At 62.5% G+C, this 17,454-nt stretch carries 12 protein-coding genes and 1 tRNA gene; all 13 read right to left on the minus strand.

Translation table 11 applies throughout. From position 1 onward, the window contains the following. Window positions 1-83: 83 nt before the first annotated feature. The 13 genes from rpsG to tuf all read right to left on the minus strand — a co-directional run bounded on the left by rpsG (window position 84) and on the right by tuf (window position 17,451). Window positions 84-554: a 30S ribosomal protein S7 gene (gene rpsG, locus ACIGJC_RS14605; protein WP_010810459.1), complete on the minus strand. Its 471-nt coding sequence runs from the start codon at window positions 552-554 to the stop codon at window positions 84-86. A 204-nt stretch (window positions 555-758) separates the two neighbouring features. After that, window positions 759-1,136 (minus strand): 30S ribosomal protein S12, encoded by a 378-nt coding sequence (gene rpsL / locus ACIGJC_RS14610; protein ID WP_006576501.1) that lies wholly within the window; start codon window positions 1,134-1,136, stop codon window positions 759-761. 330 nt (window positions 1,137-1,466) lie between these two features. Further along, window positions 1,467-3,314, minus strand: coding sequence for a DNA helicase RecQ (gene recQ, locus ACIGJC_RS14615; protein ID WP_483709651.1), 1,848 nt, complete (start codon window positions 3,312-3,314; stop codon window positions 1,467-1,469). Window positions 3,315-3,541: 227 nt separating this feature from the next. Next, on the minus strand, window positions 3,542-7,786 hold the full coding sequence (rpoC, locus tag ACIGJC_RS14620; RefSeq protein WP_483709653.1) for a DNA-directed RNA polymerase subunit beta': 4,245 nt from the start codon (window positions 7,784-7,786) through the stop codon (window positions 3,542-3,544). A gap of 114 nt (window positions 7,787-7,900) precedes the next feature. Continuing rightward, entirely contained in the window at window positions 7,901-12,007 is a 4,107-nt protein-coding gene (gene rpoB, locus ACIGJC_RS14625; protein WP_483709654.1) for a DNA-directed RNA polymerase subunit beta, read from the minus strand. Window positions 12,008-12,424: 417 nt separating this feature from the next. Beyond that, on the minus strand, window positions 12,425-12,799 hold the full coding sequence (rplL, locus tag ACIGJC_RS14630) for a 50S ribosomal protein L7/L12 (RefSeq protein ID WP_011299320.1): 375 nt from the start codon (window positions 12,797-12,799) through the stop codon (window positions 12,425-12,427). A 66-nt stretch (window positions 12,800-12,865) separates the two neighbouring features. Further along, window positions 12,866-13,387 (minus strand): 50S ribosomal protein L10, encoded by a 522-nt coding sequence (gene rplJ / locus ACIGJC_RS14635; protein WP_483709656.1) that lies wholly within the window; start codon window positions 13,385-13,387, stop codon window positions 12,866-12,868. A 391-nt stretch (window positions 13,388-13,778) separates the two neighbouring features. After that, window positions 13,779-14,474 carry a 50S ribosomal protein L1 gene (gene rplA, locus ACIGJC_RS14640; protein ID WP_483709657.1) on the minus strand — a complete coding sequence of 232 codons (696 nt, stop codon included), beginning with the start codon at window positions 14,472-14,474 and terminating at the stop codon, window positions 13,779-13,781. Continuing rightward, window positions 14,475-14,906 carry a 50S ribosomal protein L11 gene (rplK, locus tag ACIGJC_RS14645; protein WP_010810467.1) on the minus strand — a complete coding sequence of 144 codons (432 nt, stop codon included), beginning with the start codon at window positions 14,904-14,906 and terminating at the stop codon, window positions 14,475-14,477. It abuts the gene before it with no gap. Between the two features lie 160 nt (window positions 14,907-15,066). Then, complete coding sequence (gene nusG, locus ACIGJC_RS14650) at window positions 15,067-15,648, minus strand: transcription termination/antitermination protein NusG (protein ID WP_039011257.1); 582 nt, start codon at window positions 15,646-15,648, stop codon at window positions 15,067-15,069. Window positions 15,649-15,658: 10 nt separating this feature from the next. Next, window positions 15,659-16,039, minus strand: coding sequence for a preprotein translocase subunit SecE (gene secE / locus ACIGJC_RS14655; RefSeq protein WP_483709659.1), 381 nt, complete (start codon window positions 16,037-16,039; stop codon window positions 15,659-15,661). Between the two features lie 59 nt (window positions 16,040-16,098). Further along, window positions 16,099-16,174 (minus strand) — tRNA-Trp (locus ACIGJC_RS14660). A gap of 86 nt (window positions 16,175-16,260) precedes the next feature. After that, window positions 16,261-17,451 carry an elongation factor Tu gene (gene tuf, locus ACIGJC_RS14665; RefSeq protein WP_464221500.1) on the minus strand — a complete coding sequence of 397 codons (1,191 nt, stop codon included), beginning with the start codon at window positions 17,449-17,451 and terminating at the stop codon, window positions 16,261-16,263. Window positions 17,452-17,454 lie beyond the last annotated feature (3 nt).

The following is a 17,454-nucleotide window of genomic DNA, read 5'->3' on the forward strand; positions in this document are numbered from 1 at the left end:
CTCATGCCGCGCGCCCTTAACACAAACGGGCGAGATGTGTAAAAACACAGCCCGCCCGGCAACCAACAGTGTTTTCGCGCGCTTTAGAAGCGGAAGTGCGAGAACGCCTTGTTGGCTTCGGCCATGCGGTGCACTTCGTCGCGCTTCTTCATCGCGCCGCCACGGCCTTCCGATGCTTCCAGCAGCTCACCTGCCAGGCGCAGCGCCATCGACTTCTCGCTGCGTTTCTTCGCGGCCTCGCGCAGCCAACGCATCGCCAATGCCAAACGACGCGACGGACGGACTTCGACCGGAACCTGATAGTTGGCGCCGCCCACGCGACGGCTCTTCACTTCCACCACCGGCTTCACGTTGTTGATCGCAACGGAGAACACTTCGATGGGGGCCTTGCCTGCCTTCTTTTCGATCTGGTCGAACGCGCCGTACACGATACGTTCGGCAACCGACTTCTTGCCGTCCAGCATCAGCACGTTCATGAACTTGGCAACTTCAACGTTACCGAACTTCGGATCAGGCAGAACGTCCCGCTTGGGGACTTCACGACGACGTGGCATCTTCTTTCCTTTAGATTCAGTTGAGAGCGCGGTTTGTTGTCTCCGCTCTCCGGCCACCAACTAGCTTGCATGCATGAACAGCAAATTCGCCGGGTGACCACTTACTCGACGGCACGGCGCACAAAAACGCTCCGTTGTACCGCCGCCTTTTGACAGTTCCGTGACACTTGCCACCGACTGTCGCTTGTTGCTTGCGATAAAAGCTTAGGCAGCCTTCGGACGCTTCGCACCGTACTTCGAACGGGCCTGCTTGCGGTCCTTCACGCCTTGCAGGTCCAGCGAGCCACGGACGATGTGGTAACGCACACCCGGCAAGTCCTTCACACGACCGCCGCGGATCAGCACGACCGAGTGTTCCTGCAGGTTGTGGCCTTCACCGCCGATGTACGAAATAACTTCGAAACCGTTGGTCAGGCGCACCTTGGCGACCTTACGCAGTGCCGAGTTCGGCTTCTTCGGCGTCGTGGTGTACACGCGGGTGCACACGCCGCGACGCTGCGGGCAGTTCTCAAGTGCCGGGCTCTTGCTCTTGATGACTTCAGAGACGCGCGGCTTGCGAACCAGTTGGTTGATAGTTGGCATTGTTCAATCCAGCTTGGTTTTACGAAAAACACCTCTTACGCCCGGCAGAACCGGGAAAGAGGCAACTACGGGTTTTGGGCGGGAGAGGTGAGCGGGCGCTCAAGGGAGGGGACTGTGCGGTAACAGCATTCCAAAGAGCGCGAGCCGGCACCCGGATCCCGCATCTGCCGCCGCCGGACTGCCGAAGCGATCCGGAAGGCTTGCCGGGCAGCGGATCAAAGTCCACATAGCCGACGGGCGAGCGAAATCCAAAGCCAAAAACTCGAATCTGGCATGGTAGCAGCGGAATCGTATACGGTCAAGCCGTATACCCGATGCTGTCCGACGCGCCTAAACGCGGTTCAGCGTATCGACGATGGCCTGGCCGTAGCGTTCGAGCTTCGATGCCCCAATCCCGGGAATGCCCTCCATGGCCGACAGCGAATCCGGCGCGGTGCGGGCCAGTTCGGCCAGCGTGGCGTCGTGGAAGATGACGTAGGCCGGCACGCCATGCTCGCGCGCAGCATCGGTGCGCCAGCGGCGCAGGGCTTCCCAATTGGCCAGCGTGCCGGCGTCCATGTCGGCGGTATGGTCGGTGCGGGCGCCACGTGCGGCACGCTCCCCGGACTTGCCGGGTTTCGTCGCCTGCCGGCGCAGGATGATCTGCCGCCCACCCTTGAGCACTTCGCGCGCGCCCTCGCCCAGCAGCAGCGCGCCGTGGCCGCCATGGTCGATCACGAGCAAACCCTGGGCAATCAGCTGGCGAAAGACGGTGTGCCATTCGTGGACGGTGCGGTCCTTGCCGATGCCGAAGGTCGAGACCTTGTCGTGGCCCCACTGCCTGATCTTTTCCGAGGCATTGCCACGCAGCACATCGATCAGGTGGGTAGCGCCGAAATGCAGCCGGCTGGCCTGCGCCGTGCGGTAGACGCAGGACAGCGCCATCTGCGCTTCGCGCGTGCCGTCCCAGGTGGCGGGCGGCTCCAGACAGGTATCGCAGTTGCCGCAAGGTTCGCTGGCCTCGTCGAAGTAGGCCAGGATGCGCACACGCCGGCAGCCCGCCGTCTCGCACAATCCCAGCAACGCATCGAGCTTCGACGATGACACGCGCTTGAAGGCGTCGTCGGCTTCGGATTCGTCGATCATGCGCTTCTGCTGCACCACGTCGCCGAGACCGTAAGCCATCCAGGCATTGGCCGGCAGACCATCACGGCCGGCGCGGCCGGTCTCCTGGTAGTAGCCCTCCATGCTCTTGGGCAGGTCCAGGTGAGCGACGAAGCGTACGTCAGGCTTGTCGATGCCCATGCCGAAGGCGATCGTAGCGACCATCACCAGGCCTTCCTCTTCGCGAAAGCGCGCCTGGTGGCGCTGTCGCGTGGCTGCCTCCATGCCGGCGTGATACGGCAGCGCATTGACGCCATGCCCCTGCAGCCACTCGGCAGTGTCCTCCACCTTCTTGCGCGACAGGCAATAGACGATGCCGCTGTCATGCGTGCCATCTGCGGCGGTGTGCTCGGCCTTGATGAAGGCCAGCAACTGCTGCCGGGCATTGTCCTTCTCGACGATCCGGTAGCGGATATTCGGGCGGTCGAAGCTGGAGACGAAGACTCGCGCGTCATCCAGCGCCAGGCGCTCGATGATCTCGTCGCGCGTTACCGCGTCCGCCGTGGCGGTCAGTGCGATGCGCGGCACGTGCGGGAAACGCTCGTGCAGCACCGACAGCTGGATGTATTCGGGCCGGAAATCATGGCCCCACTGCGACACGCAGTGCGCCTCGTCGATCGCGAACAGACCGACACGCGTGCGTTCAAGCAGATCGAGAAAGCGCGGCGTCATGAGACGTTCCGGCGCGACGTAGAGAACTTCGAGGCGGCCTGCCAGCAGGTCGCGCTCGAGCGCGGAAGCCTCTGACCCGGTCAGCGTGGAATTGAGTGCGGAGGCACGCACCCCGGCTTCGGTCAGCGCGGCAACCTGGTCCTGCATCAGCGCGATCAGCGGCGACACCACGATACCGACGCCCTGGCCGGCGCGTTGCCGTAGCAGCGCCGGGATCTGGTAGCAAAGCGACTTGCCGCCGCCGGTCGGCATCAGGACGAGGCAATCGCCACCCGACGCGACGTGATCGATGATTTCGCCCTGGCGTCCGCGGAAGGCGTGGTAGCCGAAGACATCCTTGAGGATCGCCAGTGCTTGCGACATGGACAACGGAATAGCGGTAGCCGGAAAAGCCGTAACCATACACTAAGAACGCGGCGCACCGCCCTTGCAGGACCAACTGTCGGAGGTTTCTTACTGCCATGTCAGCACTGCAATACAAGGCTGCCGGCAAGCACCGGCCGTAGGGGCGATATCCCAGACGAAAAAAAAGCCCGGCTGGATCAGCCGGGCTTCTGGTCCGCCTTGGCGGCGGAGCGCTACTGCATGGATCAGGCGTTGTCGCCTTCACCCTCCGTCGCCTGCACCACTGGCGGCGGCTCGATGAAGAGCGACTGCTCTTCTTCGGAGATCGCCTGGGCGCGTTCGCGTTCGGCCGATTCGCGTGCCTTGCGGGCACGGTGGTAGGCCAGGCCGGTACCGGCCGGGATCAGACGGCCAACGATCACGTTTTCCTTCAGACCACGCAGGTCGTCGGTCTTGCCCATGATCGCGGCTTCGGTCAGCACGCGCGTGGTTTCCTGGAACGATGCCGCCGAGATGAAGCTGTCGGTCGACAGCGACGCCTTGGTAATACCCAGCAGCAGGTTCTCGTAGGTCGCCGGACGCTTGCCTTCGGCGATCACGCGATCGTTCTCGTCGAGCAGCTCCGAACGCTCCACCTGTTCACCCGGGATGAACTTGGTGTCGCCTACGTCAGCGACCTGAACACGACGCAGCATCTGGCGAACGATCACCTCGATGTGCTTGTCGTTGATCTTCACGCCCTGCAGACGGTACACGTCCTGGACTTCGTCGACGATGTAGTGCGCCAGCTCTTCGATGCCCTTCAGGCGCAGGATGTCGTGCGGATCCGCCGGACCTTCCACGATCATTTCGCCCTTGTTCACCACCTGGCCGTCGTGCACCAGCACCTGCTTTTCCTTCGCGATCAGGAACTCGTGGGCATTGCCGTCCAGGTCGGTGATGACCAGGCGCTGCTTGCCCTTCGTGTCCTTGCCGAACGAGGTCGTGCCGGTGACTTCCGCCAGCACGGCGGCGTCCTTCGGCGAACGCGCTTCGAACAGTTCGGCCACACGCGGCAGACCACCGGTAATGTCACGGGTCTTCTGCGATTCGGTCGGGATACGTGCGAGCACTTCACCGACGTGAACCTGCTGGCCGTCCTTCACGGTAATCAGCGCGCCAACCTGGAAGCCGATGGTCACGGAGTGGTCCGTGCCCGGGATCTTCACTTCCTGGCCGTTCGCGTCGAGCAGTTTCACCTGCGGGCGAATGCCCTTGGTGGCAGCCGTGCGGCGCTTGGCGTCGATCACCACGAGGGTCGACAGGCCGGTGACTTCGTCCATCTGCTTGGCGACGGTCACGCCTTCTTCCACGTTCTCGAACTTGGTCGTGCCGGTGTATTCCGAAACGATCGGTCGAGTCAGTGCATCCCAGGTAGCCAGCTGCGTGCCAGCCTTGATGGCCTGGCCGTCCTGCACCAGCAGCGTGGCGCCGTACGGGATCTTGTGGCGCTCGCGCTCGCGGCCGTGGTCGTCGGTGATCAGCGCTTCGCCCGAACGCGAGATGACGATCAGCTCGCCCTTCGCATTGGTGACATAGCGCATGGTCGCCGTGAAACGCACGGTACCGGTTGCCTTCGCTTCCACGCTCGATGCCACGGCCGCACGCGATGCCGCACCACCGATGTGGAACGTACGCATGGTCAGCTGCGTGCCCGGCTCACCGATCGACTGGGCGGCAATCACGCCCACCGCTTCGCCGGAGTTCACCATCACGCCGCGGCCGAGGTCACGGCCATAGCACTTGGCGCACAGGCCGTAGCGCGTATCGCACGACAGCGGCGTGCGCACCTTGACTTCATCCACGCCGATCGCGTCGATCAGGTCGACCAGGTCTTCGTCCAGCAGCGTGCCGGTCTCGATCGCGGTCTCCTGGGTTTCAGGGTTCACCACGTCGGCCACTGTCACACGACCCAGAATTCGGTCGCGCAGGGCTTCGATCACTTCACCGCCTTCGACCAGGGCCTTCATGGCCACGCCGTTGGAGGTGCCGCAATCGTCTTCCACCACGACCAGGTCCTGCGTCACGTCGACCAGACGACGGGTCAGGTAACCCGAGTTCGCGGTCTTCAGTGCCGTATCGGCCAGGCCCTTACGGGCGCCGTGGGTCGAGATGAAGTACTGCAGAACGTTCAGGCCTTCACGGAAGTTCGCCGTAATCGGCGTTTCAATGATCGAGCCATCCGGCTTTGCCATCAGGCCACGCATACCGGCCAGCTGGCGGATCTGCGCTGCGGAACCCCGTGCGCCCGAGTCGGCCATCATGTAGATGGAGTTGAACGACTCTTGCTTGACGGTGTTGCCGTTGCGGTCGACCACGTCTTCGTGCTGGAGCTGCTCCATCATCGCCTTGCCCACCTGGTCGCCGGCGGCGCCCCAGATGTCCACGACGTTGTTGTAACGCTCCTGGTCCGTCACCAGACCCGACATGTACTGCTTGTCGTATTCCTTCACCTTGGCCGAGGCCTCGGAGATGATCTTCTCCTTCAGCGGCGGCACCAGCATGTCGTCGATCGCGATCGAGATACCGGCGCGCGTCGCCAGGCGGAAGCCCGACTGCAGCAGCTTGTCGGCGAAGATCACGGTCTCGCGCAGGCCGCACTTGCGGAACGCGGTGTTGATCAGGCGCGAGATTTCCTTCTTCTTCAGCGGCTTGTTCAGCACCGAGAACGGCAGGCCCTTCGGCAGGATCTCGGACAGGATCGAGCGGCCAACCGTGGTCGCCTGCAGCGTGATCTTCGGTGCGAAACGCGCGTCGCCTTCGGCGTCCTTGTCGACCAGCTCATACTCGGTGATACGCACGTTCACGCGGGAAGCCAGTTCGACTTCCTTGTTCTCGTAGGCGCGGATCACTTCGCTGATGTCGGCGAAGGTCATGCCTTCGCCCTTGCCGTTGATCTTGTCGCGGGTCGTGTAGTACAGACCCAGCACCACGTCTTGCGACGGCACGATCGACGGGTCGCCGTTGGCCGGGAACAGCACGTTGTTGGAGGCCAGCATCAGCGTGCGGGCTTCCATCTGCGCTTCCAGCGACAGCGGGACGTGAACAGCCATCTGGTCACCGTCGAAGTCAGCGTTGAACGCTGCGCAGACCAGCGGGTGCAGCTGGATGGCCTTGCCTTCGATCAGCACCGGCTCGAACGCCTGAATGCCCAGGCGGTGCAGCGTCGGCGCGCGGTTCAGCATCACCGGGTGCTCGCGGATCACCTCTTCGAGGATGTCCCACACCACCGGCGTCTGGCTTTCCACTTCCTTCTTCGCCGCCTTGATGGTGGTGGCGATGCCCATCGTTTCCAGCTTGTGGAAGATGAACGGCTTGAACAGCTCGAGCGCCATCAGCTTGGGCAGGCCGCACTGGTGCAGCTTGAGCGTCGGGCCCACCACGATGACCGAACGGCCCGAGTAGTCGACGCGCTTGCCCAGCAGGTTCTGACGGAAACGGCCGCCCTTGCCCTTGATCATTTCGGCCAGGGACTTCAGGGGACGCTTGTTGGCGCCGGTCATCGCCTTGCCGCGACGGCCGTTGTCCAGCAGCGAGTCAACCGCTTCCTGCAGCATGCGCTTTTCGTTGCGCACGATGATCTCGGGCGCCTTCAGTTCCAGCAGGCGCTTCAGGCGGTTGTTACGGTTGATGACGCGGCGATACAGGTCGTTCAGGTCCGAGGTCGCGAAGCGGCCGCCGTCCAGCGGCACCAGCGGGCGCAGCTCGGGCGGGAGCACCGGCAGCACTTCGAGGATCATCCACTCGGGCTTGATGCCCGAACGCTGGAAGGCCTCGAGCACCTTCAGGCGCTTGGCGAACTTCTTGATCTTGGCTTCGGAGCCGGTGGCCTGCAGTTCGGCGCGGATCTGTTCGATCTGCTTCTCGATGTCGATGCCGCGCAGCAATTCACGGATGCCCTCGGCACCCATCATGGCGACGAACTCGCCCTCGCCGTACTCGTCGCACTTCGCCAGGTAGTCGTCTTCCGACATGATCTGGCTCTTCTTGAGCGGAGTCATGCCGGGTTCGAGCACCACGAATGCCTCGAAGTACAGCACGCGCTCGATATCGCGCAGCGTCATGTCCAGGACCATGCCCAGACGCGACGGCAGCGACTTCAGGAACCAGATGTGCGCGGTCGGCGCGGCCAGTTCGATGTGGCCCATGCGCTCGCGGCGCACCTTGGCCAGCGTCACTTCAACGCCGCACTTCTCGCAGATGACGCCGCGGTGCTTCAGGCGCTTGTACTTGCCGCACAGGCACTCGTAGTCCTTGATCGGTCCAAAGATCTTGGCGCAGAACAGGCCGTCGCGTTCCGGCTTGAACGTACGGTAGTTGATCGTTTCCGGCTTCTTTACTTCGCCATACGACCACGAACGGATCTTGTCGGGCGATGCCAGGCCGATCTTGATCGCGTCGAACTGCTCTTCCTGCTGTACCTGCTTAAAGAGATCGAGCAATGCTTTCATTGCAACTCCTTGTTTCGCCGCCGCCCCGGAGTCTGTCCGGTGCAGCGGCATTCAATCCTGTGGGAAATCCTGCGCTGGTGGGCGCCCGCCGTGGCCGGCGCCCGATCGTCTCGATCAGTAGCGATCGAGGTCGATGTCGATACCCAGCGAGCGGATTTCCTTCACCAGCACGTTGAACGATTCCGGCATGCCGGCATCGATCGAGTGCTCGCCCTTGACGATGTTTTCGTACACCTTGGTACGGCCGTTCACGTCATCGGACTTGACGGTCAGCATTTCCTGCAGCACGTACGATGCGCCGTAGGCTTCCAGCGCCCACACTTCCATCTCACCGAAACGCTGGCCACCGAACTGCGCCTTACCACCCAGCGGCTGCTGCGTGACGAGCGAGTACGGGCCGGTCGAACGCGCGTGCATCTTGTCGTCGACCAGGTGGTGCAGCTTCAGCATGTGCATCACACCCAGCGTAACCGGACGCTCGAACGCCTCACCGGTGCGGCCGTCGAACAGCGTGACCTGTTGCTTGGAAGCGGTCAGGCCCTTCTCCTTCGCGATCTCTTCCGGATAAGCGAGGTCCAGCATGCGGCGGATTTCATCCTCATGCGCACCATCGAACACCGGCGTCGCGAACGGCACGCCCTTCTTCAGGTTCTCGGCCAGTTCCAGGACTTCCGAGTCCGACAGGCTGTCGAGGTCTTCGACCTTGCCGCTCTCGTTGTAGATCTGCGTGAGCAGCTTGCGCAGTTCGGCTGCCTTGGCTTGCGCCTTGAGCATGTTGCCGATGCGTTCGCCCAGACCGCGCGCAGCCCAGCCCAGGTGGGTCTCGAGAATCTGACCCACGTTCATCCGCGAAGGCACGCCCAGCGGGTTCAGCACGATGTCGGCAGGCGTACCGTCGGCCATGTAGGGCATGTCTTCGATCGGCGTGATCTTGGACACGACGCCCTTGTTGCCGTGACGGCCTGCCATCTTGTCGCCAGGCTGCAGGCGGCGCTTGACGGCCAGGTAAACCTTGACCATCTTGATCACGCCCGGCGGCAGTTCGTCGCCCTGCGTGAGCTTCTTGCGCTTCTCTTCGAAGGCCAGGTCGAACTCGTGGCGCTTCTGCTCGATGGCTTCCTTGACGGCTTCCAGCTGGGCAGCCACTTCCTCGTCGGCCGGACGGATGTCGAACCAGTGGTACTTGTCGATTTCCGCCAGGTATTCCTTGGTCAGCTTCGCGCCCTTGGCCAGCTTCTTCGGACCGCCATTGACGGTCTTGTCGACGAGCAGACGCTCCAGACGCTGGAACGCGTCGCCTTCCACGATACGCAGCTGGTCGTTCAGGTCCAGGCGGTAGCGCTTCAGTTCGTCGTCGATGATCGACTGGGCACGCTTGTCACGGGTCACGCCTTCGCGGGTGAAGACCTGGACGTCGATCACGATGCCGCTCATGCCCGACGGCACGCGCAGCGAGGTGTCCTTCACATCCGAAGCCTTCTCGCCGAAGATCGCGCGCAGCAGCTTCTCTTCCGGCGTCAGCTGGGTCTCGCCCTTCGGCGTGACCTTGCCCACCAGCACGTCGCCGGCTTCGACTTCGGCGCCGATGTAGGTGATGCCCGACTCGTCCAGGCGAGCCAGCTGGGCTTCGGCCAGGTTCGAGATGTCGCGCGTGATTTCTTCCGGTCCGAGCTTGGTGTCGCGGGCAACGACCGACAGTTCCTCAATGTGGATCGAGGTGTAGCGGTCTTCGGCCACCACGCGCTCCGAGATCAGGATCGAATCCTCGAAGTTGTAGCCGTTCCAGGGCATGAACGCGACCAGCATGTTCTGGCCGAGCGCGAGCTCGCCCAGGTCGGTCGAGGCGCCATCGGCCACGACGTCGCCGCGGGCCACGTGGTCGCCCACCTTGACCATCGGACGCTGGTTGATGTTCGTGTTCTGGTTCGAACGCGTGTACTTGATCAGGTTGTAGATGTCCACGCCGACTTCACCGGCCACGGCTTCGTCGTCGTTCACGCGGATCACGATACGCATCGCGTCGACATAGTCGACCACGCCGCCGCGCATCGCCTGCACGGCGGTGCCCGAGTCGACCGCAACGGTGCGCTCGATGCCGGTACCGACCAGCGGCTTGTCCGGACGCAGGCAAGGCACGGCCTGACGCTGCATGTTCGCGCCCATCAGTGCACGGTTCGCGTCATCGTGTTCCAGGAACGGCACCAGCGACGCAGCGGCCGACACGATCTGCGACGGCGCCACGTCGATGTACTGCACGCGGTCCGGCGTCACCATACGGGTTTCACGCTCGGAGCCTTCACGCGCCGACACCAGTTCGTCGGTCAGGTTGCCTTCGGCGTCGACGGTCGCATTGGCCTGGGCCACCACGTACTTGCCTTCCTCGATCGCCGACAGGTAGTCGACCTGGTCGGTCAGCTTGCTGTTCTCGACCTTGCGGTACGGGGTTTCCAGGAAGCCGTACTCGTTCAGGCGGGCATACAGTGCCAGCGAGTTGATCAGGCCAATGTTCGGGCCTTCCGGCGTTTCGATCGGACACACGCGGCCGTAGTGGGTCGGGTGCACGTCGCGGACTTCAAAGCCGGCGCGCTCGCGCGTCAGACCGCCCGGGCCAAGAGCCGAAACACGGCGCTTGTGGGTGATTTCCGACAGCGGATTGGTCTGGTCCATGAACTGCGACAGCTGCGACGAACCGAAGAACTCGCGGATCGCCGACGAAATCGGCTTCGAGTTGATCAGGTCGTGCGGCATCAGGTTCTCGGTCTCGGCCTGGCCCAGACGTTCCTTGACGGCGCGCTCCACGCGCGACAGGCCGGCACGGAACTGGTTCTCGGCCAGTTCGCCGACGCAGCGCACGCGACGATTCCCCAGGTGGTCGATGTCATCGACCTCGCCCTTGCCGTTGCGCAGGTTGACCAGGATCTTGATGGTCTCGAGGATGTCCTCGTCCTGCAGCACCATGCTGCCCTCGCCGGTCGGGCGCGACAGACGGCTGTTGACCTTCATGCGGCCAACGCGCGACAGGTCATACGACTCTTCGCTGTAGAACAGGCGCTGGAACAGCGCTTCCACGGCGTCTTCGGTCGGCGGCTCGCCCGGGCGCATCATGCGGTAGATCGCGATACGCGCAGCGGTCTGGTCGGCGGTCTCGTCCACGCGCAGGGTCTGCGACATGTACGGGCCCTGGTCCAGGTCGTTGGTGTACAGCGTCTGGATCTGCTTGACGCCGGCTTCACGCAGGTTTTCGAGGACGGTCTCGGTCAGCTCGTCGTTGGCGTTGGCAATCACCTCGCCGGTATCCGGGTCGATGATGTTCTTCGCCAGCACGCGGCCCACCAGGTAGTCTTCGGGCACGCTGATCAGCTTGGTGCCAGCCGAATCCAGGTCACGGATATGCTTGGCGTTGATCCGCTTGTCCTTCTCGACCACGACACGGCCGTTCTTGTCGGCGATGTCAAAGCGCGCGACTTCACCGCGCAGGCGCTCGGGCACGAACTCGAGCTGCGCACCTTCCGACTGCAGCGTGAAGTTGTCGAACACGAAGAAGTGCGCCAGGATCTGCTCCGGCGTCAGGCCGATCGACTTCAGCAGGATCGTCACCGGCATCTTGCGGCGGCGGTCGACGCGGAAGTACAGGATGTCCTTCGGGTCGAACTCGAAGTCCAGCCACGAACCGCGGTAGGGAATGATACGTGCCGAGAACAGCAGCTTGCCCGAGCTGTGGGTCTTGCCCTTGTCGTGCTCGAAGAACACGCCCGGCGAGCGGTGCAGCTGCGACACGATGACACGCTCGGTGCCGTTGATCACAAACGAACCGGTGGAAGTCATGAGCGGAATCTCGCCCATGTAGACTTCCTGCTCCTTCACTTCCTTCACCTTGCCCGGGTTCTCGCGATCGTTGATGATCAGGCGAACCTTGGCGCGCAGGGCCGAATGGAACGTCAGGCCACGCTGCTGGCATTCCTTGACGTCGAACGGCGGATTGGACAGGTGATACGAGACAAACTCCATACGGGCAAGCCCGTTATGGGAGGCAATCGGGAAAATCGCGTTGAAAGCGGCCTGCAGGCCTTCGGTCTTGCGACGCGCGGTCGGCGTTTCCGCTTGCAAGAACTGGGTGTAGGATTCAATCTGGGTTGCAAGCAGGAATGGAACCTGATGAACCGTCGCGCGCTTCGCAAAGGATTTGCGAATGCGCTTCTTTTCGGTGAAGCTGTACGCCATGGGATCTCCGAATCATCGCAGGGCAGCTGGACCTGGCCGCGCCTGAGGTGTTCAGCGACTGGGAGGGGATTTGGCGGTTGGCCGCTACCAACCTCTGGCTGACGGTGTCCGCACGCTGCGGGCGGTGTGGTCAATGCATTAGCGCAAAGCCTGCACTCGCCCGGGGGACACCCGACCAAACTTGTCTTCTGCAGTCGGTTCAGAAGACAAACATCAGCAGCAACACGGTAGTTTGCCACTGATGTTTGGCGTCTGCTGAGACATCGGGCTTTTAACCCGCCTCACACACCTTTTTCATCACATTCGGCTGCCGCGAGTGGCCAATTAAACACACTCGCACAAGCGCAAAAAGGCTGGCGCCGGGAGTTTCCCTTTGCCAGCCCCATTCGCGTGCCGAAAAGGCACGCGAGCGATGCATTACTTGACGTCGACCTTCGCGCCAGCGTCTTCCAGCTTCTTCTTGGCTTCGGCAGCAGCAGCCTTGTCCACGCCTTCCTTGACAGCCTTCGGTGCGCCATCGACCAGGTCCTTGGCTTCCTTCAGGCCCAGGCCGGTGATTTCGCGAACAGCCTTAATCACGCCAACCTTGTTAGCGCCGACTTCGGCCAGGATCACGTTGAACTCGGTCTGCTCTTCAGCAGCGGCAGCACCGCCAGCGCCCGGGGCAGCAGCCACGGCCATAGCAGCGGCGGACACGCCAAACTTTTCTTCGAACGCCTTGACCAGGTCGTTCAGTTCCATCACGGACATCGCGCCAACGGCTTCCAGGATGTCGTCTTTAGTGATTGCCATTTGGATTACTCCTAAATTTGATTCGGTATCGGTATTGCGATCGGTATGCCCGATCTGTACGCAGCCTTAAGCAGCCGGGGCTTCCGCTTCTGCGGGAGCGCCTTCGCTATTCTTGGCAGCCAGGGCGGCCAGCAGACGGGCAAAGCCCGACACCGGTGCCTGCATCACGCCAAGCAGCTGAGCAATCAGTTCGTCGCGGCTCGGGATCGAGGCCAGCGCCTTGACGGCGGCAGCATCGAGCACACGGCCGTCATACGACCCAGCGCGCAGGACCAGCTTGTCGTTGGTCTTGGCAAAGTCGTTGAGAACCTTGGCCGAGGCCACTGCATCTTCGGAAATACCGTAGATCAGCGGACCGGTCATTTGCTCTGCGAGGCCAGCAAACGGCGTACCTTCCACAGCGCGGCGGGCCAGCGTGTTCTTCAGAACGCGCAGGTAGACGCCTTGCTGGCGGGCGGTCGCGCGCAGCTTGGTCAGATCGCCAACCGCGATGCCGCGATATTCGGCGACGACGATGGTCTGGGCTTTGGCGACTTGCGCCGAAACCTCAGCAACGACGGCCTTCTTATCTTCAATATTGAGTGGCACGGTTTAGCTCCAAAACGATGCTTGTCTTGCGACGCACATCAGTCCATACGAACGGCGACCGATTGGCCCGAATCATCCGGGTCTGGCCCGGCTTCATCAATCCCTTCGGGTGCGCCATCTGCGCTGGCGGGCCGGAAGCCGTCGCAGCGGGTTGCCCCGTCGCGTACGTACCGTCCGATTAAGCCCGCGTTCCCTGACTGCAGCAACGCGGACACCAGCGGTCTTTGATAACCAGTGATGCCTGCCGCGGCTTGCGCCTGCGACGGGCATCACTGCCCAAAGCCTTGCTCCATCCCTTGCGGTCCGGAGACAGTTCCTGCCGTCGGCAGGAACCTTCAATTCTTTTTGCTGACCGGCGTTATCGGGCTCCGGTCAGCCGAGTGCCGTCAGCTCAGGCCGACAGCGAAGCCTGCTCGACCCGCACGCCAACGCCCATGGTCGACGACACGGCGATCTTGCGCAGGTACACACCCTTGCTCGTAGCCGGCTTGGCCTTGACCAGAGCTTCCAGCAGTGCTGCCAGGTTGCTCTTCAGGGCGGTATCTTCAAACGAACGACGACCGATGGTGGCGTGGATAATACCGGCCTTGTCGACGCGGAACTGAACCTGACCGGCCTTGGCGTTCTTCACTGCCTGGGCGACGTCCGGGGTCACGGTGCCAACCTTCGGGTTCGGCATCAGGCCGCGCGGGCCCAGGATCTGACCCAGCGTACCGACGATACGCATCGTGTCCGGCGAAGCGATCACGACGTCGAAGTTCAGGTTGCCGGCCTTGACTTGCTCAGCCAGGTCTTCCATGCCAACGATGTCGGCACCAGCGGCCTTGGCGGCCTCGGCCTTGTCGCCCTGAGCGAACACAGCCACGCGCACCGACTTGCCGGTACCGGCAGGCAGCACCACGGAGCCACGAACAACCTGGTCCGACTTCTTGGCATCGATGCCCAGTTGCACGGCCACGTCGATCGACTCGTCGAACTTCGCCGAGGCGCAGCCCTTCACCAGGCCGAGGGCCTCGTCGATCGGGTAGAACTTGGTACGCTCGATCTTTGCCTTGTTGGCAGCGACGCGCTTGGAAACCTTAGCCATTTACAGACCCTCCACGGTGATGCCCATCGAGCGAGCCGAACCGGCGATGGTACGCACGGCGGCGTCCAGATCGGCAGCGGTCAGGTCAGCGTTCTTGGCCTTGGCGATTTCTTCAGCCTGGGCGCGGGTGATCTTGCCAACCTTGTCGGTGTGCGGCTTCGGCGAACCCTTGGTGATGCCGGCGGCCTTCTTGATCAGCACGGTCGCGGGCGGCGACTTCATCACGAAGGTGAAGCTCTTGTCGGCGAAGGCGGTAATCACCACCGGCACCGGCAGACCGGGTTCCATGCCCTGGGTCTGGGCGTTGAACGCCTTGCAGAACTCCATGATGTTCAGACCACGCTGACCCAGTGCGGGACCAACGGGCGGGGAGGGATTTGCCTTACCAGCCGGAATCTGCAGCTTGATAAAGCCAATAATCTTCTTGGCCATTTCTACTCCAATCCAGATCACTCCGTTTCACGGAGATGATCCTGTTGAGTCGTAACGCGCTGTCGCCGCACTGTCGCGCGGCCTCACGCTCCTCTTGGCTCAGCCGTTTGGCTGCGCCTTTGCCGGTTGCTCGCCTTGCAGCAGGCAACCGGCAAATTCCTTACACCTTCTCGACCTGGCCGAACTCCAGCTCGACCGGCGTCGCACGTCCGAAGATCGTGACCGAGACGCGCAGGCGCGATTTCTCGTAATTCACTTCTTCCACGTTGCCGTTGAAGTCGGTGAACGGGCCGTCCTTGACGCGCACCATTTCGCCCACTTCGAACAGCGTCTTGGGACGCGGCTTCTCGACCCCTTCCTGCATCTGGGTCATGATCTTGTCGACTTCGCGCTGCGAGATCGGGCTCGGGCGGTTGCGGGCGCCGCCCACGAAACCAGTCACCTTGCTGGTGTTCTTCACCAGGTGCCACGTTTCGTCGGTCATTTCCATCTCGACCAGGACATAGCCCGGGAAGAAACGACGCTCGGTGACCGACTTATGGCCACCCTTGATTTCCACGACTTCTTCCGAAGGCACCAGGATGCGGCCAAACTTGTCCTGCATCTCGGCGCGCTCGATGCGTTCCTGCAGCGCGCGCTGCACGCTCTTCTCCATGCCGGAGTATGCGTGCACGACATACCAGCGCTTCTTCGAGGAAGGCGATTCCGCGGCGGTGGTTTCCTGCTGGACGTTATCCGTCATGCGCTACCTCTTATTTCCAGCCCAGTACGAGCGAAAAGATGACCCACTCGATGAGCTTGTCTGCCGACCACAGGAACAAGGCCATCACAACGACGAAGGCGAACACCAGGCCCGTCATCTGTCCAGCTTCCTTGCGCGTCGGCCAGACGACCTTGCGAACTTCCCGGTACGATTCCTTGGCGAAGCCGATGAAATCCTTGCCCGGCACCGACACCAGCGCCACGACAACGCCCAGCGCGATACCCGCGAACAGCGCGGCGCCACGTACATAAGACGGTTGCTGCGCGAGTGCATAGAAACCGATGACGCCTGCAACCACAAGCAGGACCGCGACGCCAAGCAACCACTTGCCGCTATTGGCGTTTACGGTTTCGACATTGGGATTGGCCATGTTTCGCAAACGAGACTAAGCCGCGTCACGAAGGATCTTCGCGACGCGGCTGATTGATTTGGCAGGGGCAGAGGGAATCGAACCCCCAACCTTCGGTTTTGGAGACCGACGCTCTGCCAGTTGAGCTATACCCCTAAAACTACTTTGGGATCAGCAATGAAGCCAATCCCTCTGGCAACGAACGCGGCCGGTTGGTACCGCGTTCGCCTGATGCTGCGTGCTTAGTCGAGGATCTTTGCCACGACGCCGGCGCCGACGGTACGGCCGCCTTCGCGGATTGCGAAGCGCAGGCCTTCTTCCATGGCGATCGGGGCGATCAGCTTGACGGTGATCGACACGTTGTCACCCGGCATCACCATTTCCTTGTCCGCCGGCAGCTCGATCGAGCCGGTCACGTCGGTGGTACGGAAGTAGAACTGCGGGCGGTAGTTGTTGAAGAACGGGGTGTGACGGCCGCCTTCGTCCTTCGACAGAATGTACACCTCGCCGGTGAAGTGGGTGTGCGGCTTGATCGAACCCGGCTTGCACAGCACCTGGCCGCGCTCGACGTCTTCACGCTTGGTGCCGCGCAGCAGCAGACCGACGTTGTCGCCAGCCTGGCCCTGGTCCAGCAGCTTGCGGAACATTTCCACGCCGGTGCAGGTGGTCTTGACCGTCGGCTTGATACCAACGATTTCGATTTCTTCGCCGACCTTGATCACGCCACGCTCGATACGGCCGGTCACCACGGTGCCGCGACCCGAGATCGAGAACACGTCTTCCACCGGCATCAGGAACGTACCGTCCACGGCGCGCTCCGGCGTCGGGATGTAGGTGTCCAGCGCGTCGGCCAGGTTCATGATGGCCACTTCGCCCAGCTCGCCCTTGTCGCCTTCCAGCGCCAGCTTGGCCGAACCCTTGATGATCGGGGTGTCGTCGCCGGGGAACTCGTACTTCGACAGCAGCTCGCGAACTTCCATCTCGACCAGCTCGAGCAGTTCCGCGTCGTCCACCATGTCGCACTTGTTCAGGAACACGATGATGTACGGCACGCCAACCTGGCGGGCCAGCAGGATGTGCTCGCGCGTTTGCGGCATCGGGCCGTCAGCGGCCGAGCAAACCAGGATCGCGCCGTCCATCTGGGCGGCACCCGTGATCATGTTCTTCACGTAGTCGGCGTGGCCCGGGCAGTCAACGTGCGCGTAGTGGCGGTTGGCCGTTTCGTACTCGACGTGGGCGGTATTGATGGTAATACCGCGTGCCTTTTCTTCCGGCGCTGCGTCGATTTCGTCGTACTTCTTGGCGGCACCGCCAAACTTCGCTGCCAGCACCGTGGCGATCGCTGCGGTCAGCGTGGTCTTGCCATGGTCAACGTGACCAATCGTACCAACGTTCACGTGCGGCTTGGTCCGCTCGAACTTTTCCTTTGCCATTTC

The sequence above is a fragment of the Cupriavidus sp. C3SS-1 genome, from assembly GCF_057073755.1.

Excerpts from the sequence above, each read along its gene's own strand:
- rpoC (WP_483709653.1), bottom strand. The coding sequence starts at position 7,786 with ATGAAAGCATTGCTCGATCTCTTTAAGCAGGTACAGCAGGAAGAGCAG.
- rpsL (WP_006576501.1), bottom strand. The coding sequence starts at position 1,136 with ATGCCAACTATCAACCAACTGGTTCGCAAGCCGCGCGTCTCTGAAGTC.
- nusG (WP_039011257.1), bottom strand. The coding sequence starts at position 15,648 with ATGACGGATAACGTCCAGCAGGAAACCACCGCCGCGGAATCGCCTTCC.
- rplL (WP_011299320.1), bottom strand. The coding sequence starts at position 12,799 with ATGGCAATCACTAAAGACGACATCCTGGAAGCCGTTGGCGCGATGTCC.
- rplA (WP_483709657.1), bottom strand. The coding sequence starts at position 14,474 with ATGGCTAAGGTTTCCAAGCGCGTCGCTGCCAACAAGGCAAAGATCGAG.
- secE (WP_483709659.1), bottom strand. The coding sequence starts at position 16,039 with ATGGCCAATCCCAATGTCGAAACCGTAAACGCCAATAGCGGCAAGTGG.
- rpoB (WP_483709654.1), bottom strand. The coding sequence starts at position 12,007 with ATGGCGTACAGCTTCACCGAAAAGAAGCGCATTCGCAAATCCTTTGCG.
- tuf (WP_464221500.1), bottom strand. The coding sequence starts at position 17,451 with ATGGCAAAGGAAAAGTTCGAGCGGACCAAGCCGCACGTGAACGTTGGT.
- rpsG (WP_010810459.1), bottom strand. The coding sequence starts at position 554 with ATGCCACGTCGTCGTGAAGTCCCCAAGCGGGACGTTCTGCCTGATCCG.
- rplK (WP_010810467.1), bottom strand. The coding sequence starts at position 14,906 with ATGGCCAAGAAGATTATTGGCTTTATCAAGCTGCAGATTCCGGCTGGT.
- recQ (WP_483709651.1), bottom strand. The coding sequence starts at position 3,314 with ATGTCGCAAGCACTGGCGATCCTCAAGGATGTCTTCGGCTACCACGCC.